This window comes from Phenylobacterium sp. (assembly GCF_041916435.1).
Taxonomy (GTDB): domain Bacteria; phylum Pseudomonadota; class Alphaproteobacteria; order Caulobacterales; family Caulobacteraceae; genus Phenylobacterium.
The window spans coordinates 40,666-59,757 of record NZ_JAYRZM010000003.1 but is presented as its reverse complement, the minus strand read 5'-3'; the positions used below and the strand labels follow the sequence as shown (position 1 = coordinate 59,757).

General features: G+C 71.0%; 23 protein-coding genes. All 23 read left to right on the top strand.

Annotated elements, in window-relative coordinates; translation table 11 throughout:
* Positions 1 to 19 precede the first annotated feature (19 nt).
* Entirely contained in the window at positions 20 to 610 is a 591-nt protein-coding gene (locus ACE3TA_RS08515; RefSeq protein WP_374572552.1) for a hypothetical protein, read from the top strand.
* Positions 603 to 2,690: a terminase gpA endonuclease subunit gene (locus tag ACE3TA_RS08510; protein WP_374572550.1), complete on the top strand. Its 2,088-nt coding sequence runs from the start codon at positions 603 to 605 to the stop codon at positions 2,688 to 2,690. The genes ACE3TA_RS08515 and ACE3TA_RS08510 overlap by 8 nt, the downstream gene beginning before the upstream one ends.
* 41 nt (positions 2,691 to 2,731) lie before the next feature.
* Positions 2,732 to 2,998, top strand: a complete 267-nt coding sequence (gene gpW, locus ACE3TA_RS08505; protein WP_374572548.1) for a gpW family head-tail joining protein — start codon at positions 2,732 to 2,734, stop codon at positions 2,996 to 2,998.
* Positions 2,995 to 4,647 carry a phage portal protein gene (locus ACE3TA_RS08500; protein WP_374572546.1) on the top strand — a complete coding sequence of 551 codons (1,653 nt, stop codon included), beginning with the start codon at positions 2,995 to 2,997 and terminating at the stop codon, positions 4,645 to 4,647. The genes gpW and ACE3TA_RS08500 overlap by 4 nt, the downstream gene beginning before the upstream one ends.
* Complete coding sequence (locus tag ACE3TA_RS08495; RefSeq protein ID WP_374572544.1) at positions 4,644 to 5,516, top strand: S49 family peptidase; 873 nt, start codon at positions 4,644 to 4,646, stop codon at positions 5,514 to 5,516. Before ACE3TA_RS08500 ends, ACE3TA_RS08495 begins: the two co-directional genes overlap by 4 nt.
* Before the next feature lie 33 nt (positions 5,517 to 5,549).
* On the top strand, positions 5,550 to 6,251 hold the full coding sequence (locus ACE3TA_RS08490) for a hypothetical protein (protein WP_374572542.1): 702 nt from the start codon (positions 5,550 to 5,552) through the stop codon (positions 6,249 to 6,251).
* A gap of 52 nt (positions 6,252 to 6,303) precedes the next feature.
* The gene (locus tag ACE3TA_RS08485) at positions 6,304 to 6,990 is read left to right on the top strand and encodes a head decoration protein (RefSeq protein ID WP_374572539.1); all 687 of its coding nucleotides are present in this window, start codon (positions 6,304 to 6,306) and stop codon (positions 6,988 to 6,990) included.
* A gap of 65 nt (positions 6,991 to 7,055) precedes the next feature.
* Complete coding sequence (locus ACE3TA_RS08480) at positions 7,056 to 8,111, top strand: major capsid protein (RefSeq protein ID WP_374572537.1); 1,056 nt, start codon at positions 7,056 to 7,058, stop codon at positions 8,109 to 8,111.
* A gap of 74 nt (positions 8,112 to 8,185) precedes the next feature.
* Positions 8,186 to 8,551 (top strand): hypothetical protein, encoded by a 366-nt coding sequence (locus tag ACE3TA_RS08475; protein WP_374572534.1) that lies wholly within the window; start codon positions 8,186 to 8,188, stop codon positions 8,549 to 8,551.
* Positions 8,552 to 8,556: 5 nt separating this feature from the next.
* Positions 8,557 to 8,907, top strand: coding sequence for a hypothetical protein (locus tag ACE3TA_RS08470; protein WP_374572532.1), 351 nt, complete (start codon positions 8,557 to 8,559; stop codon positions 8,905 to 8,907).
* 2 nt (positions 8,908 to 8,909) lie between these two features.
* On the top strand, positions 8,910 to 9,473 hold the full coding sequence (locus ACE3TA_RS08465; RefSeq protein ID WP_374572530.1) for a hypothetical protein: 564 nt from the start codon (positions 8,910 to 8,912) through the stop codon (positions 9,471 to 9,473).
* 10 nt (positions 9,474 to 9,483) lie between these two features.
* Entirely contained in the window at positions 9,484 to 9,672 is a 189-nt protein-coding gene (locus ACE3TA_RS08460; protein WP_374572528.1) for a DUF2635 domain-containing protein, read from the top strand.
* 12 nt (positions 9,673 to 9,684) lie between these two features.
* Positions 9,685 to 11,166, top strand: coding sequence for a phage tail sheath subtilisin-like domain-containing protein (locus ACE3TA_RS08455; RefSeq protein WP_374572526.1), 1,482 nt, complete (start codon positions 9,685 to 9,687; stop codon positions 11,164 to 11,166).
* Positions 11,167 to 11,212: 46 nt separating this feature from the next.
* Complete coding sequence (locus ACE3TA_RS08450; protein ID WP_374572523.1) at positions 11,213 to 11,584, top strand: phage tail tube protein; 372 nt, start codon at positions 11,213 to 11,215, stop codon at positions 11,582 to 11,584.
* Positions 11,585 to 11,586: 2 nt separating this feature from the next.
* On the top strand, positions 11,587 to 11,880 hold the full coding sequence (locus tag ACE3TA_RS08445; protein ID WP_374572521.1) for a phage tail assembly protein: 294 nt from the start codon (positions 11,587 to 11,589) through the stop codon (positions 11,878 to 11,880).
* A gap of 115 nt (positions 11,881 to 11,995) precedes the next feature.
* On the top strand, positions 11,996 to 13,903 hold the full coding sequence (locus ACE3TA_RS08440) for a cell wall hydrolase (protein ID WP_374572519.1): 1,908 nt from the start codon (positions 11,996 to 11,998) through the stop codon (positions 13,901 to 13,903).
* A 2-nt stretch (positions 13,904 to 13,905) separates the two neighbouring features.
* Positions 13,906 to 14,817, top strand: a complete 912-nt coding sequence (locus ACE3TA_RS08435) for a DNA circularization N-terminal domain-containing protein (RefSeq protein WP_374572517.1) — start codon at positions 13,906 to 13,908, stop codon at positions 14,815 to 14,817.
* A 10-nt stretch (positions 14,818 to 14,827) separates the two neighbouring features.
* Positions 14,828 to 15,238 (top strand): hypothetical protein, encoded by a 411-nt coding sequence (locus ACE3TA_RS08430; RefSeq protein WP_374572515.1) that lies wholly within the window; start codon positions 14,828 to 14,830, stop codon positions 15,236 to 15,238.
* The gene (locus ACE3TA_RS08425; RefSeq protein ID WP_374572513.1) at positions 15,238 to 16,290 is read left to right on the top strand and encodes a phage baseplate assembly protein; all 1,053 of its coding nucleotides are present in this window, start codon (positions 15,238 to 15,240) and stop codon (positions 16,288 to 16,290) included. Before ACE3TA_RS08430 ends, ACE3TA_RS08425 begins: the two co-directional genes overlap by 1 nt.
* Complete coding sequence (locus tag ACE3TA_RS08420) at positions 16,290 to 16,853, top strand: phage baseplate assembly protein V (protein ID WP_374572511.1); 564 nt, start codon at positions 16,290 to 16,292, stop codon at positions 16,851 to 16,853. The genes ACE3TA_RS08425 and ACE3TA_RS08420 overlap by 1 nt, the downstream gene beginning before the upstream one ends.
* 3 nt (positions 16,854 to 16,856) lie before the next feature.
* A complete protein-coding gene (locus ACE3TA_RS08415; protein WP_374572509.1) occupies positions 16,857 to 17,303 on the top strand; it encodes a phage GP46 family protein in 447 nt (148 codons plus the stop codon).
* A gap of 1 nt (position 17,304) precedes the next feature.
* Positions 17,305 to 18,462: a baseplate J/gp47 family protein gene (locus ACE3TA_RS08410; protein WP_374572507.1), complete on the top strand. Its 1,158-nt coding sequence runs from the start codon at positions 17,305 to 17,307 to the stop codon at positions 18,460 to 18,462.
* A 3-nt stretch (positions 18,463 to 18,465) separates the two neighbouring features.
* Entirely contained in the window at positions 18,466 to 19,065 is a 600-nt protein-coding gene (locus tag ACE3TA_RS08405) for a YmfQ family protein (RefSeq protein ID WP_374572505.1), read from the top strand.
* Positions 19,066 to 19,092 lie beyond the last annotated feature (27 nt).

The following is a 19,092-nucleotide window of genomic DNA, read 5'->3' as shown; positions in this document are numbered from 1 at the left end:
CGCATGACACGAGGTGAGCATGGCGGCGACGGCGCAGGCGGTCGCCGGCGAGGCCCCGCGCATCGTCGGCAAGAAACAACTCTGCGGCCTGCTGGGCTGGTCGCGTCCGACGCTCGACCGGCGCATCGACCAGGACGCCGCCTTCCCGATCCGTCAGCGCGGCGACCAGCGCGGCGGTTGGGAGTTCGACGCCGCCGACGTGTTCGCCTACCTCGGTCTGGACGATCCGCCGCCGGCGATCGACGACGACGGCGACGAGGCGATGGCCGACGCCCCCGCGCCCGAACAGCCCGCGCCGCTCGCCCGTGTGGCGCACCAGGGCGAGGCCACCGCCCGCCAGCGCCGCGACAGCGTCCAGGCGGCCCTGCTGGAGGATCGCCTTCGCAAGAGCCGCGGCGAGCTGGTCGACGCCGCCGACCTGAAGATCGCCCTCTCCACCGCCGTGACCAAGCTGGCGACCTCGCTCAACGCCCTGCCGGACATTCTGGTGCGCCGCCTGTCCCTGCCGGAATCGGCCGGTCTGGTGGTCCGCCAGGAGATCGAAGACGCCCGCCGGGCCTTCTTCGCCCAGCTCCGCGACGTGCTCGAGCCGGCCTCGCCCGATGAGTGACGTCGCCTATGCCTCGGCCCCGCGCCTGGTGCTCGACCTCTTCGCCGACCTCCTGCCCCCGGAGCGCCTGGACGTGGCCACCTGGGCCGAGCGCAAGCGCTGGATGTCCAACGCCGGCGGCGGCCACGTCGGCCGCTACACCCACGACCTGGCCCCCTATACGGTCGAGCCGAGCCGCTGCCTGACCTCGCTGGACTACCTGACCGTCGCCGTGGTCGGCCCCGGCCAGGTCGCCAAGACCGTCATCGCCGAGAACTGGCTAGGTCACTCGATCGACACCGCCCCCGGTGACTTCCTCTGGTACATGCAGAGCGACGACGGCGTCGAAAGCTACGTCAAGGCCCGCATCAACCCGTTCATCGACGAGCACGAGATCCTGCGCCGAAAGCAGGGCCGCCGGCCGGTCGACGACAGCCTGCACTTCAAGCGCTTCCAGGGCATGTCGGTGGAGTTCCTGGCTTTCGGGCCGCGGACGATCATCAACAAGTCGGCCCCGCGCATCGTCGCCGACGAAATCGACAACTACCAGTGGCTCGGCGACGTCAAGCCGGTTTTGGACGTGCGCCGCCAGACCTTCGGCCGCCAGTCCAAGCTGCTGGCGCTCAGCCACCCCGACCTCGCCCGCGGCCTCGATCGGGCCAAGGATTGGACCTCGGGCGTCATGGCCATCTTCGCCGACAGCACCCGCTGCGTCTGGTACTGGCCCTGTCCCCACTGCGGGGCGTGGTCCTCGCCGGCCCCGATCGCCGACAGGGTCATGACCCTGGAGTTCCCCTCCGACGAGGACGTCCCGCTGGACGAGGTCGAGCGCCAGGCGCATCTGCTTTGTCCGGTCAACGGCTGCGTGGTCGAGGACCACCATCGCAAGGCCATGAACCTCGCCGCCTTCCACGCGCCGTTCGGCGGCTGGATCGGCGAGGGCCAGGCGATCTCCGAGGACGGCGTGGTGACCGGCGAGCTCGTCAAGCGCGACACCGCCGGCTTCTGGATCGTCGGCGCCATGTCGCCCTTCGTCCTGGGCGGGATCGGCGGCCTGGCCCGCGAGTACGTGAAGGCCGATCGCGCCCGACTGGCCGACGGCGACGACGGTCCGCTGCGCCAGGTGGTGGTCAAGAAATGGGGCGTTCCCTACACGCCGCCCCGCGCCGCCGGCTCGATCGCCGCCGAGGACCTGGTCGACCGCGCCGAGCCGGGCCTGAAGCTGGGCGTCGTGCCCGAGGGCGTGCGCTTCCTGATCGTCGCCGTCGACGTGCAGATCTGGGGCTTCGAGTACCTGGTGCGCGGCTTCGGCCCCGGCGGCGAAAGCTGGATCGTCGACACCGGCCGCATCGCCGCCGACGACAAGACCGCCAAGGCGGTCGATCCCGCCACCTCGCCGGACGACTGGGAACGGCTGTTGGCCCTGTTCGATCGCGGCTATCCGCTGGCCGACGGCTCCGGCCGGCTGATGAAGCCGCGGGCCATGGGCTACGACTCCGGCGGTCAGCCGGGCGTCGCGGCCAACGCCTACGCAGCCTGGCGGCGCTGGCGCAAGGCCAGCCGCACCCGCCGGGTCGGCCAGATCGGCGGACGCGAGGCCTGGACCATCATTCCGACCAAGGGCGCCACCGGCCTGCGCGCGCCGCGCCTGTCGGTCAGCTATCCGGACACCGCCCGCAAGTCGAACAAGGCGTCCGCTCGCGGCGAAGTGCCGGTGGCCCTGTTCAACCCGAACATCTTCAAGGAAGACCTCGCCGGCCAGCTTCAGCGCGCCGAGCCGGGCGACAGCTACGTGCACTTTCCGGCGGCGCTGAAGTCCACGGCCACGCCGCACGTGTGGTTCGAGCAACTGGTCTCAGAGCGGCCCGACAAGTCCGGGCGCTGGGAAAAGATCGCGCCGCATATGCGCAACGAGGCGCTGGACCTGATGGTGCTCACGCACGTCGTCGCCGACCTGCACGGCCTGTCGCGCATCGACTGGACCCGGCCTCCGGGCTGGGCGGCCGAATGGGACGAATCCAGTTCGGTGTTCACGCCCCAGGCCGCCGCCGAGACCCCGGCGCCGGCGGCCAAGGCGTCGGTCGCCAAGCGCCTGGCCTGACCACGCGAGCGCCGCTCGCACCCAGCCGCAAAGGAGCGCCTATGTCCTGCGACACCCCCGTGGGCCTGCTGGCGGGCATGACCGAGGCGCAGCTCCGGGCCGCCCTGGCCAACGCCCAGCTCGCCTATCTCAACCTGGCGACGGGCTCGCAGGGCGAAAGCTTCTCCTACACCCAGGGCGACGGCGTCAAAGCCGTCACCTACACCCGCACCAACATGGCCCAGCTCCAGATGCTGATCCGTCAGCTCCAGCAGGCGCTGGGCGTCACCACGCGCGCGCGCCGCCCGATCCGGCTCGCCTACCGTTGAGCGTTCAGCCGGCCAATCCCGTGCGCGTGCTCGACGCGCGCGGCCAGCCGATGGTCGCCCCGCGCCCGCGGGCGCACGGCCTCGCCGGCGGAACGAACACGCCGTATGACGCCGCCGACGTTTCCGGCGAGCACGGCGCCCTGTGGCGGCCCTACCTCTGGTCGGCCGACAACGAGCTCAACATCTTCCGGGATCGCATCGTCGCGCGCGTGCGCGACATGGTGCGCAACGACGGCTGGTCCTCGGGCATCGTCACCCGCGTCCTCGACAACGCGGTCGGCGGAAACTTCCACCCCGTCCCCAAGCCGGACTTCAAGTTCCTGGCCGCCTACACTGGCGACAAGCGCTTCGACGCCGACTGGGCCGCCGAATACGCCTCCCACGCCAAGGCCAACTATCGCGCCTGGTCGATGGATCCCGGCCGCTACTGTGATGCGGCGCGGGGCATGACCATTCCGCAGATCCTGGCGGTGGGCTTCCGCCACAAGATCGTCGACGGCGACGCCGTGGCGCTGCTGCCATGGCTGCCGGATCGGATCGGCGAGGGCCGCGCCAGCTACGCCACGGCCGTCGACCTGGTCGATCCCGACCGCCTATCGAATCCGCAACTTCGTTACGACACGCGCTACGTCCGCGGCGGCGTGGAGATCGACGAACGCCAGGTCGCGATCGCCTACCACTTCCGCAAGGCGCACCAGGGCGATTGGTGGGCCGGTCCCGACAGCGTCACTTGGGAACGCGTCCCCCGCGAGACCGAGTTCGGCCGGCTCCTAGTCGTGCACGACTTCGAACGTACGCGCGCGAGCCAGCACCGCGGCGGCGCCGGGATCCTCACGCCGGTGCTGCAGCGCCTGAAGATGCTCTTCCGCTATGACGGCGCCGAGCTGGACCAGGCGCTCGTCAACGCCATCTTCGGCGCCTACATCGAAAGCCCGTTCGATCACGAGCTGATCGCCGACGCCCTGGGCGGGACCGAAGACCTCGGCCGCTACCAGACACTGCGTTCCGAGTTCCACGACGAGCGCCGCCTGGCGATCGGCGGCGTGCGCATGCCGACGCTGTTTCCCGGCGAGAAGATCGGCACGGTCGCCGCCACGCGGCCCTCCGGCAACTACGCCGCGTTCGAGAAGGCGGTGCTGCGCAACGCCGCCTCGGCCGCCGGCGTCTCGGCCCAGCAGGCCAGCAACGACTGGTCGGACGTGAACTATTCCTCCGCCCGCGGCGCGCTGCTGGAGTTCTGGAAAACCTCCACCCGCCGCCGCACCGATTTCGCCGTCGGCTTCGCCCAACCGATCTATGGGGCCTGGCTCGAGGAGTCGATGGAGCTGGACGACCCGCCGCTGCCGCCCGGCGCGCCGCCGTTCCACGAATGCCGCGCCGCCTACGGCCGGGCCGTCTGGCTCGGTCCCGGCCTCGGCTGGATGGACCCGGTCGACGAGCCGGCCGGCGCGATCCTGCGTCTCGACGGCGCCCTCACCACCCACTCGCGCGAGCTGGCCGAGCAAGGCCAGGACCTGGACGAGGTGCTGGAGGAGCGCGCGCAGGAGCTGCGCCTGTTCAAGGAGCACGGCATCCCGGCGCCCTCCTGGGCGCAGGCCCAGCCCGCCCGCGACGCGGCCCGCAAGCCCACCACGCCGGAGGAACAGTGAACCCCTATCCCCTTCTGGCGCGGCGGCTCTTCAACACGCCGATCGCCCTGCATCGTGGCCGCGCCCAGGCCCTTGTCGCCGCCATGGCCGAGGCGGCCCGCGCGCCGACGATGGAGGCGGACGCTGGCATGCTCGCTGCGGGCGCCTTCGGTCCCGGCGTCACCGATCGCCGGCCCTGGCCCGGCTACGACATGGTCGCCGACACCGGGATCGCCCTGATCCGTGTCGACGGGGTCCTTCTCCACCGGCTGGGCTGGATGGGTTCGTTCTGGGGCCTGACCGGATACGACGGCCTGCGCCAGGCGTTCCTCGGCGCCGTCGCCGACGACCAGGTGCGCGCCATCATGCTGGACGTCGACAGTCCCGGCGGCGAGGTGGCCGGTTGCTTCGACCTGGTGGACGCCATGTTCGACGCCCGCGGCGAAAAGCCGGTCTGGGCCGTGCTCAACGAGTGCGCCTATTCGGCGGCCTATGCCCTGGCCTCGGCGGCCGACCGGATCGTCGTGCCGCGCACCGGCGGGACCGGCTCGATCGGCGTCATCGCCATGCACGTGGACGTCTCCAAGGGCCTGGCCGACTTCGGCGTCAAGGTCACCTTCATCACCTCCGAGGGCGCCGACCGGAAGACCGACGGCCATTCGGAGATCCCGCTTTCCGACGAGGCCTATCGGGCCTTCAAGACCGAAATCGACGAGGCGGGCCGCCTCTTCGACGAGACCGTGGCGCGCAACCGCGGCCTCACGTCCAGGGCTGTCAACGACCTGAAGGCCGCGACCTTCCAGGGCGGGAACGGCCTGCGCGTCGGCCTCGCCGACGCGGTGATGGCGCCTGACGCCGCCTATCGGGCCCTGCTCGCCGAGCTCGGCTGACACCCCCCACGGAAAAGCTTCCAAGGAAAAGCCATGAAGACTTCGCTGATGTCGGGCGCGGCGACCATGCCGTTCGCCCATCTGCTCGGCCTTGGCCGCAAGCCCCGCGCCGCCAAGGCCGAGGAGGCGCCCGAGCGCGACGACGAGGACGAGGCCCGCGCCGAGGACGGCGACGACGACGAGGACGATAACAAGTCCGACGGTCGCAAGAGCCGGAAGTCCAAGAAAGGCAAGGCCGAGGACGACGAGTCCGACGACGATCCGAACGCCGAGGACGGCGACGAGGACGACAACAAGTCCGACGGCCGCAAGGGCAAGTCCAAGAAGGGCAAGGCCGAAGACGACGACGAAGACGAGGCCTGCGCCGAGGAGGAGGACGACGACGAGGATGTCGCGAGCGCCGCTCGCGCGGGCCGTCGCGCCGAGCGCGCCCGCTGCCGCCGGATCTTCCAGGCGAAGGCCGCCGGCGTCCGTCCGGACATGGCCGCCCAGCTCGCCTTCGGCACGGACCTGACCAGCGCCGAGGCGATCGCGTTGCTGAACGTCGCCGCCGGCGGCGGTCAGGCGTCCGAGGCCCAGGCGCCCAGCCGTCTCCACCAGCGCATGTCGCGCATCCAGGTCCCCGCCCTCGGGTCGGACGACCGCGACGACGACATCACGCCGGCCAACGCGCCTGCGGCCAAGGCCAAGGCGATCATCGGCGCCCTGAACAAGGCCCGCGGCCACAAGGCCTGAGCCGTCGCCCCCCTTCGGCCTCCCCGGCCGCAGACCCTGAAGGACGATCCACATGACCAACTATCGCGATAACGCCTTCGCGCCGGGGATGACCTCCGACGCCTACATTCCCGACCAGCTCATCGCCGGCGATCTCAAGATCGTCAGCGACACCGTCACCCTGACAGGCGCCGCCGCGCTCAAGCGCGGTTCGGTGCTGGGGGCGGTGTTGGCCTCGGCCGCCGCCGTCGCCGCCGCCGACGGCGGCAACACCGGCGACGGCGCCATGGGCGCGGTGACCGTCGGCGCCGGCGCGCAGGACGGCGTCTATGTGCTGCAGATCACCAAGGCCGCCGCCAACGCCGGCGACTTCGAGGTGATCGACCCGGCCGGCCACGTGGTCGGCGTCGGCGCCGTCGCCGTCGCCTTCGACGCCGGCGGCCTGGCCTTCACCCTGGCGGACGGGGCGACCGACTTCGCGGTTGGCGACAAGTTCACCATCGCCGTCTCCTCGGCCGTGGTGAAGCACAAGCTGTCCGATAAGGACGCGGGCGACGGCTCGCAGATCATGACCTGCATCCTCGCCGACGACGCCGATCCCTCCGGCGGCGACGTCCAGGCCGGCGTCTACCGCATGGGCGAGTTCAACGCCAACGCCCTCACCCTCGGGACGGGCCACACCACGGCCGACGCCAAGGCCCAGCTCGCCCAGCTCGGGATCTTCGTCAAGTCGTCGGTCTCCGCCGCCGACCCGAGCTGAACCCCACCCCCTGACCATCCCTGAGGGCCGGCGCGCCGGCCCCGGCCCTTCATCTGGAGCCCGCCATGACCGGCAATCTCGCCTACGACACCGCGACCCTCGTTCAGGTCGTGCCCAACCTGAAGACCTCGCAGAACTTCCTGTTGGACAGGTTCTTCCCCAACGAAATCACCTCCGACCGCGAGACGGTGGCGATCGACGTCGACGTCGGCAAGCGCCGCATGTCGCCGTTCGTCTCGCCCCTGGTCGAGGGCAAGCTGGTCGAGCAACGGCGCTACCAGACCAACGAGTTCAAGCCGGCCTACATCAAGGACAAGCGCGCGCCCGACCTGCGCAAGCCCGTCCGCCGGATGATCGGTGAACAGCTCGGCGGAGCGATGTCGGCCGCCGAGCGCGAAATGGCCAACCTCGCCTTCGAGATGACCGACCAGATCGACATGCTGAACCGCCGTCTGGAATGGATGGCCGCCAGCGTGCTCATGGGCGGCACGGTGACGATCGCCGGCGACGGCTTTCCGACCACGGTCGTGGACTTCGGGCGCGACGCTGGCCTCACCGTCACCCTGACCGGCTCGAACAAGTGGGGCGTCGCCGGCAACCTCTTGGCGAACGGCCGCGATCCGGTGCCGACGGCCAATATCGAGACCTGGCAGCAGCAAGTGCTGAAGAAGTCCGGCGCGCAGATGACCGACATCGTCTTCACCAACGGCCCGTGGAGCAAGTTCCTCAACGCCGAAGGCGTCCAGGGGGCGATCTACTATCCCAAGCTCGGCGACGCGCCGAACAGCATCAATCCGGGCGCCCAGATCACCAAGGGCGCGGTCTACAAGGGTCATTGGGGCCAATATGACCTGTGGCTCTACAACGACTGGTACGTCGACGATAATGATGTCGAACAGCCCATGCTGCCGGACGGCATGGTGGTCATGTGCGGTCCCGACATGATGGGCACGCGCGCGTTCGGGGCGATCCTCGATCCGCAGTTCGCCTATGGGCCGATGGCCTATGCGCCGAAGACCTGGATCCAGGAAGACCCGGCGCAGCGGCTGATCATGATGCAGTCCGCGCCCATCGTGATCCCCAGCCGCGTCAACGCCTGCCTGGCGGCGACCGTCATCTGACCGCCGGCGCCTGGCGGAGATCACCCCGCCAGGCGCGACCACGATCCAACTTTCTCACTTGAGAGGGACCTTCCATGCCCGAAGACACGAACACGCCCGCCGAAACGGCGTCGGCCGCTGAAACCGCCGCAGCGCAAGCCGCTGCGGCCGCGCCTGCCGAGACCGCCACGGCCGCAGCGGCGCCCAAGGCCGCGCCCAAGGCCGCGCCCAAGAAGTCCGCCGGCAAGGCCGTGACCCTGACCGACGAGGGCGCCGACGAGTTGGAGGCGGCCGAGGTGGCTCGCGGCACCGTCGTCTGGGGTGATGGCGAGCATGCCGGTCCAGGCGCCACGGTGCGCCTGCCGCCCGCCGAGGTGGCGGCGCTGCGCGCCAGGGGCGTGCTCAAGGATCCCGCCGCCGCGCCTGTCGCGGTGACCGGCCCGAGCGTGAGCCTGGGCTGATCCCCGTGGCCATCGATTGGGACGCCAAGGTGCTCGCGCCGGTCATGCGGGTCTTCGGCGAGAACGGCGCGACGGGGGACGTCGTCTACACCCACGTGACGGGTGAACAGGTGACGCTCACGGACGCCGTTTTCGACGAGGCCTATCTGGCCGTGATGCAGGACACCGAAGGCGCGCCGCCGGTCAACACGACCATGCCGGTCCTGGGCGTGAGGCGAGCGGCGCTCGCACGCGATCCGGCCCTTGGCGACAAGGCCCTGATCGAGCGGAAGGGCGAAATCTACATGGTCCGCGACACCCAGCCCGACGGCCACGGCCATATCCTGTTGATGCTCGGCTTCGTCGGTCCCGCCTGAGCATGCGCGCTGACGAGCTCGCCGAGCGGGTCAACCAGGCCCTGGCCGAGGCCAACGTCGCCGGCGGCAACGTGTTCGGCTTCCGCAAGTGGCCCAGCAATGTCGAGGACATGCCTCTGGTGCTGGTCGGCTTGCCCGACGACGACAAGGTCTCGCAGGGCGCGATCGGCGCACCGTCCTTCACGGTCACCGCCGCCGTCCCGGTGACCGCGCGGGTCACCGCGCCGCTGGAGACCGGCGACGTCGGCGCCGGCGTCTGCTGGGACCAGCTCGGCGCCCTGCGCACCCAGATCGAGATCGCGGTCATCAACGCGCCCTGCGTCATGAGCGTGATCCAGCAATACGCCTATGTCCGTTCGCGCGTGAAGGTGTCCGAGGACGGCCGCCAGTATGTCGGCGAGCTCTCCATGGTCTTCGGCCTGGAGTTCTACCAGGACGCCGACGATTTCTATCCCGCGCCCGACGATGACCTCGCCGAGGTCCAGGTGACGACCCGGCTCACCGATCCGCCGACGCCGCCCGCCACGATCACCGGGCCGTCCCTCAAAATCGACCTGCCCACCTAGGAACGCCGCCATGCTCGTCAAGCCTGCGCCGGGACTTCTCGTGCGCGATCCCCGCACCCTGCAGCTCATCCCCGCCGAGGGCGTCGAGGTCTCGCCCACCGACCTCTACTGGAGCCGCGCCCTGCGCGACGGCGACGTGGTCGAGGTCCGCGGAATGAAGGCCGTCAAGGCCGCCCCGCCCGCTCAGCCCGCTTCCTAAGGAGCGCCGTCCATGTCGATCTCTTTCAACACCATCCCCCAGGCGCTGCGGGTTCCGCTGTTCTACGCCGAGGTGGACAACTCCAAGGCCGGCGACTCCGTCGATAATCCGCGCGCGCTGATCGTCGCCCAGATGCTCGCCGCCGGCGACGCGGACGCCGACACGCCGATCCAGGTCGCCGGGGCCGACGAGGCCAAGACGCGCTTCGGCGTCGGCTCGCTCGCCGCCCTGATGGTCGCCTGGTATCGCAAGCGCGACGTCGCCGGCGAGCTGTGGGTGCTGCCGCTGGCCGACGACGACGCCGCGGTCGCCGCCACGGGCAAGCTGTCCTTCACCGGCACGGCCACGGCCGCCGGCGTGCTTAGCCTCTACGTGGGCGGCGAGCTGGTGTCCGTGGCCGTCACCTCGGGCATGACCGCCGCCCAGCTCGCGGCGGCGGCGGCAGCCGCGATCACCGCCGCCAGCGACTTGCCGGTCACGGCGGCCGTCAACGGCGTGAACGCCTACGAGGTCGACATCACCGCCCGCAACAAGGGCCTGGCGGGCGACGACATCGATCTGCGCGTCAACTACCTGGGAGCGCGCAACGGCCAGGCGGTCCCGGCCGGGATCACGCTGACGATCACCGCCATGTCCGGCGGGGCCACCAACCCCACCCTGACCACGGGCCTGGCGGCCCTCGGCGACGAGCGCTTCGACTGCATCGTCTCGGCCTACACCGACACGACCTCGCTCGACGCGCTGAAAGCCCTGCTCGGCGACGCCGCCGGCCGCTGGTCGTGGGAATCCCAGGTTTACGGCCACGTGTTCGCCGCCTATCGCGGCACGGTCGCGGCGCGCACCACCTTCGGCAATGCGCGCAATGACCAGCACGCCGCGGTCATGGGCTTCTACGACAGCCCGACGCCGGCCTGGCTCTGGGCGGCCAACGTCGCCGGCGCGGCCTTCGTCAGCCTCAAGGCCGACCCGGCCCGGCCGCTGCAGACCCTGGAGCTGGACGTCCTGGCCCCGCCGATCGCCTCGCGCGACACGCTCGCCCAGCGCAACACCCTGCTGTTCGACGGGATCTCCACCTACACGGTCGGCCCCGACGGGACCTGCCGGATCGAGAACCTGATCACCACCTACCAGACCAACGCCTTCGGCCAGCCCGACGACAGCTATCTGCAGGTGGAGACCCTGTTCACCCTGGCGGCCCTGCTGCGCGCCCTGAAGGGCGCGATCACCAGCAAGTATTCCCGCGTGAAGCTGGCCGACAACGGCACGCGCGTCCCGCCCGGCTCAGCCGTCGTCACGCCGAACATGATCCGCGCCGAGCTGATCGCCCAGTACCGCGCGGTCGAGGGGGACCTGGTGGAGAACGCCGACGCCTTCGCCGACGCGCTGATCGTCGAGCGCAACGCCGCCAACCGCAATCGGGTCGACGTGCTCTGGCCCGCCGACCTGATCAACGGCCTGCGCGTCTTCGCCCTACTGGCCCAGTTCCGGAGCTGACGGGCCCGCCCGGCGTCCCTAGACCCCCAAACGAGGAGCGGCCTCCATGGCTGACAACACCAACCGCCTGGCCGGCGTCGCCTATCTGAACGTCGACGGCCGGTCCTACGCCCTGGTCGGCGACTTCTCCTATTCCGTGTCGACGGTGAAGCGGGAAGGCCTCTCCGGCATGGACGGCCCGCACGGCTACAAGGAGACGCCGCAATTCGGCTGGATCAAGGCCAAGCTGCGCGACTCCAACAAGACCAGGATTCAAGACCTCGTCGACATGACGAACGTCACGACGATGGTCGAGCTGGCCAACGGCAAGACGGTGATCGCCCGCAACGCCTTCACCTCCGAGGAACCGCCGGCGGTCGACGGCTCCGAGGGCGCCTTCGACGTGCAATGGTCCTCCGCCGACGTGACGGAGGCCTGACCGTGGCTCTGACCCAGGCCCAGCTCGACGCCCTGCCGGACACCCTGGACGTGCCGCTGCGCAAGCCGTTGGAACAGCCCGACGGCTCCCTGCTGGAACGTCTCAGCCTGCGCGAACCGACCGCCGGAGAGATCGAGGCGTTCGCCGCCAAGGCAAGCGGCATCTTCGCCGTCAGCCTGATCAGCGGCGTGCCCGAACAGGTTGTCCGCCAGCTCCCGGCCCGCGAGTTCAAGAAGGCCGAGGCCTATCTGCTGGGTTTTATGGAAGACGCCCTGCCGACTGGCCCGGCGTCCTGATCGACCTGGCCCTGACCTTCGGCAAGTTCCCCGAGGAGCTGATGGCCTATCCCTGGTCGCGCCTGCTTTTCTGGCGTGACCAGGCCGTGGCGTTCAAGCGGGGAGGGAGGGACTGATGGCCAATCGCTTCCAGATCTTCATCGACGCCCGCGACCGCGCCAGCGCCACGTTCGGCGCGGTCGACGCGCGCACCAAGCGCCTTGGCGCCTCGATCGACAAGACCGCCCGCGCGCTGGAGCGGTTCGGCGTGCCGCGGGCGCTGACCGAAGCCGGCTCCAAGTTCGCCAAGGCCGTCGCCAACAGCCACGCGCTCGGCCGCGCGGCGGCCGACATGGGCAAGGGCTTCGGCGCGGCCTCCAAGGCCGGCAAGGGCCTTGCCGCCGACGCCGGCGCGGCGGGCGAAGCGCTGACCGGCACGGCCGCGGCCGGGGAGGCCCTGGGCTCGGCCGCCATCCTTGCCGGCGCCGGGATCGGCGTCGCCGCGGCGGGGTTGGCCGCCGCCGGCGTGATCGCGGCCAAGGTCTCGCAGAAGTGGGCCGACCTCGGCTTCAACATCCGCAACACGGGTCGCGTGATCGGCGTCTCCACCCGCGACCTTCAGGACTTCCGCGGCGCGGGCAAGATGTTCGGCGTCGACGCCTCGGCCATGGACGCCGGCCTCAACGGTCTCGGCCGCACGCTGAACGACGCGCGTTGGGGCCGCAACGCCACCGCCCTGGCCGCCATGAACCAGCTCGGCCTCAAGCTGCGCTACGCCAAGGACGGCACGCTCGATGTCAAGCAGGCGATGCTGGATCTCTCCGATATCCTCGCCCGCCAGAAGTCCGCCCAATCCCGCCAGCTCATCGCCGACACCTTCGGCGTCGGTTCGGCCCTGCCGGCGCTGCTCGACGGCTCGGCCAAGCTGCGCACGGAAATGGACCGTTTCGATCGCTCCGGCGCGGTGCTGAGCGATAAGCAGATCGAGCGGGCGACGAGGATGAAGCAGGCCACGACCGAGCTTTCGCAGCGCTGGTCGGGCCTCGCCAAGGATGTGATCAATTCGCCGTTCGTGATGGGCTTCGGACGGCTGAGCGTTCAGGGTCTCAGTGCGTCGATCGGCTTCCTGCGGGGAACTTTCCGGGGCGTGGCGTTTGTCGCCAGCGAAGACGTTCGCGGCGTGAAGGCGGCCTGGCGCGGACTGGAGCTGTTTTTCCGCCCGCTGTGGGACCGCGTCGTTGCGATCTTCGACGCGGCCTGGGCGCGGATCGAGCCGTTCGTGAAGCGCATCGAGGCGGCGGTGAAATGGGTGAAGGATCGCATTCCGAAGCCCATCGTTCGCGAGGCCCAGCGCTTCGTGGCGGCCGTGAAGGGCGATCCCGAGTCGAAGGTCGAAGCCCCGGCCGCCTCAAGCCGCTTCACCAGCCGTCCGGTCACCCGCACCGGCATGAGCGCGAAGGATCTGGACGCCATGGTCCGCACGGTCGTCGGCGAGGCGCTGCCGGGCGACGCGCGCGGCCAGGGCGACGTGGCCCACGTGATCCTCAACCGCATGGCCGCCAGCGGCAAGGCCGCCAGCGACATCGTCCACCAGCGCGGCCAGTTCGAACCGTGGATGAACCCCGCCCGCCGCGCCTATCTCAACAGCCTGGCCGTCGGCTCCAAGACCTACCAGGACGCCAAGGCCGCCGTTCTGGCGGCGATCGCCCAGCACCCTTACGTCGATCCGACCAAGGGCGCGGTGAACTTCGTCTCGCCCGCCGGACAGGCCGCCATGGGACGGCGCATGCCGAGCTGGGCGCGCGACCAGGACATGACCCTCGCCCGCGGCGGCCACCAGTTCTATCGCGGCGCCTTCCCTGGCGGCGCGTCGCCCACGGTCATGGCGAGCGGCGACAACGACAATCGCGGCTCCGCGCCGCCAGCGACGCGCGCGGAGATCCAGGTGAGCTTCCGTAACGCGCCGCCGGGCCTGGTGGTCGAATCGTCCGCCTCGCCGGATGCGCGCATGGACGTGCGCGTCTCCCACGCCATGGCGGGCTGACCGTGGCCAGCGACTGGATCGCGGCGCTGCAGCCGGCCTCTTTCCGCGGCGTGCCGTTCGGCGTGCTGAGCGGGGAGAGCCGCTTCGGCCGGCGCCTGGCCGTCCACGAGTATCCGTTCCGCGACAAGCCCTGGCCCGAGGACCTCGGCCGCAAGACGCGGCGCCAGCGCGTCACCGGCTTCCTGGTCTCGGACTCGCTGATCTACGGCGGCGGCGACGTCATCGCCCAGCGCGAGCGCATGGTGGCCGCGGCCGAGACCGAGGGCTCCGGCGCGCTGGTGCATCCGACCTATGGCCGCCTCGAGGTCAGCGTCGACGACCTGTCCGTGGTCGAGCGTTGGGACGCCGGCCGCTATTTCGAGCTGGCCTTCAGCTTCGTGGAAAGCGGCGCGCGGGAGTTCCCGAGCACCGACTCGAGCACGGGCGACGCGGTGGGGATCGCCGCCGACGCCGCCGAGGCCGCCGTCTCCGACGACTTCGCCGGCGCGATCGGCCCGCTGGTCGGCCGTGGCGAGACCGTCGCCCTCGGCCTGGTCGATCGGGCGCGCCAGGCGGCCGGCGCGGCCCTGTCGGCCGCCAGCGACGCGACGAGTCTGTTCCATGTCGCCAGCCAGCTCCAGGGCTCGTTCGGACGCTACTTCAACGGCGGCAACCTGGGCGGCTTCGGCCGCTCGGGGGCGCTGGGCGCGGTCGGCGATCTGTCGAGCCTGGTCGCCCGCGCCTCGGGACTGCGCGGCCTGGTCGCCGACGCCGGCGACGACCTGACCAGCGCCGCGGGCCTGGTCGCCTCGACTTCGGGGCCGCAGGATCTGGCGGCGAAGGCCCAGGCCCTGGCCTCGTCCGTGCGCCAGGCGAGCGCCGATCCCGCCGACGCCCTGCGCCTGTTGCGGGGCCTGACCACGTTCGCGGGGTAGGGAGGTCCGGATGGACGTCGAGGCCGACGCCGCCTTCATCCGCCTGGTGCGCCGCGCGGCGGCGATCGAGCTGGCCCGCGCGGCGGCCGACTACCAGCCGTCCAGCGCCGACGATGCGAGCGCCGCTCGCAAGCTGGTCGTCGACGCCCTGGAGTCCGTGATCGACGCCGCCGGCGACGTCGGCGACGACGCCGCCTTCACCGCCCTGTCGGCGTTGCGCTCGGCGGTGGCCCGCGATCTGGCCGTCCGCGGCGCGCGCCTGGCCGGTCTGCGGGCGTTCGTGTTTGGCGCGCCCCTGCCGGCGCTGACCCTGGCCGACCGCCTCTATGATGACGCCTCGCGCGCCGACGAGCTGGCGCGCCAGGCCGACCCGGCCCATCCGCTGTTCATGCCGGTGAGCTTCAAGGCGCTGTCCTCCTGATGGCCGACGACCTCAGCCTCACCGTCGGCGGCAAGCGGATCAGCGGCTGGACCGAAATCGCCGTGACCTGCGGCGCCGAGAGCGTGCCGCGGTCGTTCGACATCGGCGTGACCGAACTTTATCCCGGCGACGCGGCCAGGCTGGTGGTCGAGCCGGGACAGGCCTGCACCGTCGCCATCGGCGGCGACACGGTGATCACCGGCTACGTCGACCGCTACATGTCGCGCACCTCGCCCAAGGGCCATTCGGTGCGCATCATCGGGCGGGGCAAGTGCCAGGACCTGGTCGACTGCAGCGCCGAGTGGCCGACCGGCCAGATCTCGGGCGCGAACGCCGTCGAAATCGCCCGCAAGCTCGCCCAGCCCTACGGGATCTCGGTCTCCAGCACGGGCGCGGCCGGGCCGACGATCCCGCAGTTCAACCTCACCCTCACCGAGACCGCGTTCGACGTGATCGAACAGGTCTGCCGCTACGCCGCCCTCCTGGCCTACGAGGACGCCGCCGGCGCCCTGGTGCTCGGCCAGGTCGGGACCGAACGCGCCGCCAGCGGCTTCACCGAGGGCGTCAACGTGCAGGACGCCGCCGTCAGCCGCACGATGGACCAGCGCTATTCGGAGTATGACGCCTTCCTCCTGTCCATGGACGTGCTGGGCGACCTGGGCGAGGGCGGCAACCTGATCGGCAGCGCCCGTGATCCCCAGGTCAAGCGCCATCGCCGCAAATCCATGATCGCCGAGGCGCCGTCCGGCGGCCAGGACATCGCCAAGAAGCGCGCGGCGTGGGAGGCCTCCCGCCGCATGGGCCGCAGCCGTCAGGCCGTGATCACCTGCGATAGCTGGCGCGACGAGGCCGGCGCGCTCTGGCGGCCGAACACCCTGGCGCCGGTCAAGCTGCCCGAGCACCATCTGGACGAGGCCGCCTGGATCATCGGCCAGGTCACCTTTCGCCGCGCGAAGGACACCGGCACGACGGCCCAGGTCGTGCTCATGCCGCCCGAGGCCTATTCGCCGGAACCCATCCTGCTGGTTCCGGTGCTGGCGGGGGTGGACTGATGCGCGGCATCGTCGACCGGCTGATGTTCGCCATCGGCCGCGGCCGGGTGACCGTCGTCGACGACGCCGGTCCGGTCCAGCGCGCCCAGGTCGACCTGGGGCCGAAGGGAACCGACGGAAGCCGGGGTCTTCGGGACCGCACGCCGCTGCTGGGCCTGTTCGGTTTCGCCTCCAATCCGCCGCCCGGCTCCGACGTGGTGGTGATCTTCCCCGGCGGCGAGCGCTCCAACGGCGTCGGCGTCGCCCACGGCCACCAGGTCTATCGGCTGACAGGCCTGAAGCCCGGCGACGCGGCGGTCTACGATCAGCGCGGCGCCTATCTGTGGTTCGGCGAGGACGGCCTGCACGTCAGCGCGGCCGGCCTGCCCGTCCTGCTGGAGAACGCCACGACGGTCACCGTCAAGGCCAGCGGCACGGTGCGTTTCGAAACCGACCGCCTGGAGGTGACCGGCGACATCGTCGACCGCTGCGACAGCGACAACGTCTCCGTCAAGGTCCTGCGCGCCGCCCACAACGGACACCGCCACGGGACCAGCGATCTCCCCGACCTCCTGGCCGAGTAGACCATGACCGACATCACCACGACGTGGGACGCCGGCGCCGCCGTCGGCGACTGGGCGCTGGCCGGCCCGCTCCTCGCCGCCGGCGACGACCTGACCACGGCCGTCCTGATCAGCCTGTTCACGGATGGCCGCGCGTCGGACCCGGAGCTGGTCGACGTGGGCGCCCGCGACCCGCGCGGCTGGTGGGGCGACCAGGGATCGACGACGCGGATCGGCTCGCGTCTTTGGCTGCGGTTCCGCGCCAAGGCCTCGGCCGCGACGCTGCGGCTCGTCAGGGGCGATATCGTCGATGCGCTGCAATGGCTGATCGACGACGGCGTCGTGGCGAGCATCGACGTGGCCACCGAATGGACGCGTCCGGGCGAGCTGGGGGCTCGGGTCGTGCTGCATCGCGACGGCGCCGCGCCCCTGGCGCTGAACTTCCGCTGGGTCTGGAATGGAGTGATCTGACGTGCCGTTCGATCGTCCGACCCTCACGCAGCTTCGTCAGAACGTCGCCGCCGACATCGACGCCGCGCTTCCCGGCGCGCAGACCCTGCTGCGCTATTCCAACCTGCGGATCCTCGCCCAGGTGCTCGCCGGCGCCCTCAACGGCCAATACGGCTATCTCGACTGGATCGCGCTGCAGGCGGTCCCCTATACCGCGACGGGCGAAGCGCTGGAAGCCTGGGCGGCGCTGAAGGGCGTCACCCGCAAGGCCTCGGCTGCGGCCACCGGCGCGGCGGGCTTCACGGGCACGCCGACGGCGGTCCTGCCCGCCGGCTCGCAGTTCGTGCGCGACGACGGCCGGGTCTACGCGACGACGGCCGAGGCGACCGTGGACGGGTCTGGCGCCCTCACCGTCGCGGCGCAGGCGGTGATGGACCTCGGCGAGCCCGAAGGTTCGGCCTGGAACGCCGACGCCGGCCTGACGGTGACCCTGATCAGCGCCGTATCCGGCGTGAACTCCAGCGGCGCGGTCTCGACCGCCTTCACCGGCGGGACCGACATCGAGACCGACGACGAGCTGCGCGCGCGCATGCTCAAGGTCTACGCCGATCCGCCGCAGGGCGGCGCCAAGGCCGACTATGAGGAGTGGGCGCTCCAGGTCGCCGGCGTCACCCGCGCCTGGGCCTATCCGCTGGAGATGGGGACCGGGACGGTCCTCGTCCGCTTCATGATGGACGACGTCCAGGCGGCTCACGACGGCTTCCCGCAGGGGACCAACGGCGTCGCCGCCGGCGAAACGCGCGACACGGCCGCGACGGGCGACCAGCTCGCCGTGGCCGACGCGATCTTCCCCCTTCAGCCGGTCACCGCCCTGGTCTATCTGGCCGCCCCCTCGGCCAACACCGTCGACTTCACTATCGCCGGGCTCAGCGCCGCCAGCGCCTCGGTCAAGGCGGCCATCGCCGCGGCGATAACGGCGGTGTTCCTGGACGCCGGCAAGCCAGGCGGGACGATCGAGGTCTCGCGCCTGGAGACCGCGATCGGCGCGGTGGCCGGCTCGCTCGGCTTCATCCTCACCGGGATCTCGCCCGACCATGGGTCGGTCACGCCGGGTTCGGCCGGCGACCTCGCCAGCGACCTTGGCTATCTGCCGGTGCTCGGCGCGATCACCTGGGCCTAGGCCATGACGATCCGCGCGCATGGCGCCGCCGACTACCTGGCCGCGCTGCAGGCGCTCATGCCGCGCGGCGCGGTCTGGCCGACCGATCCCGACGCGGTGCAGACCCGCGTCCTTCGCGGCCTGGCGCAGGCCTTCGCCGACCATGACGCCGCCGCCGTTGGGCTCCTCATCGGCGCGTTCCCCGGCACGGTCGACGCCCTTCTGACCGAATGGGAGGCCACACTCGGCCTGCCGGATCCTTGCGAAGGCACGGACCAGACGCTGGCGCAGCGGCGGGGCCAGGTGCTGGCCAAGTTCGCCGACGGCGGCGGCCAGTCGGTCGCCTATTTCCTGCGGATCGCCGCGCGGCTGGGCTACTCGGGCGTGACGATCGAGACCTACGCGCCGTTCCGCGCGGACATCGATGGCGGCGATCAACCCGCCTACGGCGACGACTGGGCGCACTACTGGCTGGTCACCGTCCCCGGTCTTCGCGCCTTCTACTTTTCGGCCGATGTATCCACCGCCGGCGAGGCCCTGCTGACGGTCGAGAACGACGTCATCATCTGCGTCTTCGACGCGCTGAAACCCGCGCACACGCTGGCCGGCTTCGCCACCGCCTGAGCGCGCCTCTTTCCAGCTCCAAGGATC

Excerpts from the sequence above, each read along its gene's own strand:
- ACE3TA_RS08515 (WP_374572552.1), top strand. The coding sequence starts at position 20 with ATGGCGGCGACGGCGCAGGCGGTCGCCGGCGAGGCCCCGCGCATCGTC.
- ACE3TA_RS08425 (WP_374572513.1), top strand. The coding sequence starts at position 15,238 with ATGGCCGACGACCTCAGCCTCACCGTCGGCGGCAAGCGGATCAGCGGC.
- ACE3TA_RS08440 (WP_374572519.1), top strand. The coding sequence starts at position 11,996 with ATGGCCAATCGCTTCCAGATCTTCATCGACGCCCGCGACCGCGCCAGC.
- ACE3TA_RS08465 (WP_374572530.1), top strand. The coding sequence starts at position 8,910 with ATGCGCGCTGACGAGCTCGCCGAGCGGGTCAACCAGGCCCTGGCCGAG.
- ACE3TA_RS08455 (WP_374572526.1), top strand. The coding sequence starts at position 9,685 with ATGTCGATCTCTTTCAACACCATCCCCCAGGCGCTGCGGGTTCCGCTG.
- gpW (WP_374572548.1), top strand. The coding sequence starts at position 2,732 with ATGTCCTGCGACACCCCCGTGGGCCTGCTGGCGGGCATGACCGAGGCG.
- ACE3TA_RS08450 (WP_374572523.1), top strand. The coding sequence starts at position 11,213 with ATGGCTGACAACACCAACCGCCTGGCCGGCGTCGCCTATCTGAACGTC.
- ACE3TA_RS08490 (WP_374572542.1), top strand. The coding sequence starts at position 5,550 with ATGAAGACTTCGCTGATGTCGGGCGCGGCGACCATGCCGTTCGCCCAT.
- ACE3TA_RS08420 (WP_374572511.1), top strand. The coding sequence starts at position 16,290 with ATGCGCGGCATCGTCGACCGGCTGATGTTCGCCATCGGCCGCGGCCGG.
- ACE3TA_RS08415 (WP_374572509.1), top strand. The coding sequence starts at position 16,857 with ATGACCGACATCACCACGACGTGGGACGCCGGCGCCGCCGTCGGCGAC.
- ACE3TA_RS08460 (WP_374572528.1), top strand. The coding sequence starts at position 9,484 with ATGCTCGTCAAGCCTGCGCCGGGACTTCTCGTGCGCGATCCCCGCACC.
- ACE3TA_RS08510 (WP_374572550.1), top strand. The coding sequence starts at position 603 with ATGAGTGACGTCGCCTATGCCTCGGCCCCGCGCCTGGTGCTCGACCTC.
- ACE3TA_RS08430 (WP_374572515.1), top strand. The coding sequence starts at position 14,828 with ATGGACGTCGAGGCCGACGCCGCCTTCATCCGCCTGGTGCGCCGCGCG.
- ACE3TA_RS08485 (WP_374572539.1), top strand. The coding sequence starts at position 6,304 with ATGACCAACTATCGCGATAACGCCTTCGCGCCGGGGATGACCTCCGAC.
- ACE3TA_RS08405 (WP_374572505.1), top strand. The coding sequence starts at position 18,466 with ATGACGATCCGCGCGCATGGCGCCGCCGACTACCTGGCCGCGCTGCAG.
- ACE3TA_RS08480 (WP_374572537.1), top strand. The coding sequence starts at position 7,056 with ATGACCGGCAATCTCGCCTACGACACCGCGACCCTCGTTCAGGTCGTG.
- ACE3TA_RS08475 (WP_374572534.1), top strand. The coding sequence starts at position 8,186 with ATGCCCGAAGACACGAACACGCCCGCCGAAACGGCGTCGGCCGCTGAA.